This window comes from Pseudoalteromonas sp. SIMBA_162, from assembly GCF_046535955.1.
Classification (GTDB): Bacteria; Pseudomonadota; Gammaproteobacteria; order Enterobacterales; family Alteromonadaceae; genus Pseudoalteromonas; species Pseudoalteromonas marina.
In genome coordinates this window covers 1-232 of record NZ_JAWJBQ010001328.1, presented here as the reverse complement: position 1 = coordinate 232, position 232 = coordinate 1, and the positions used below count along the sequence as shown (strand labels likewise).

The 232-nt window shown below is 40.9% G+C and carries 1 protein-coding gene; it reads left to right on the top strand.

Annotated features, from left to right (window positions below; all coding sequences use genetic code 11):
• Positions 1-232, top strand: a 232-nt coding sequence (locus tag R0J88_RS23950; RefSeq protein ID WP_410901450.1) for a GTP cyclohydrolase I, incomplete at both ends; no start/stop codon positions are given.

Below are 232 nucleotides of genomic sequence, written 5' to 3'. Positions count from 1 at the left end.
CTACCAAAAAATTATAACCGCCGTAGGCGCAGACGCTGAACGCGAAGGTTTATTAGACACACCAAAACGTGTTGCAAAAGCAATGGAATACCTGACACAAGGTTATCGCCAAACGCTTGATGAAATTACTAATAATGCCGTATTTACCTCTGATGGAGACGACATGGTACGTGTGAAAAATATAGAACTTTACTCTATTTGTGGGCATCATTTGCTACCATTTATTGGTCGC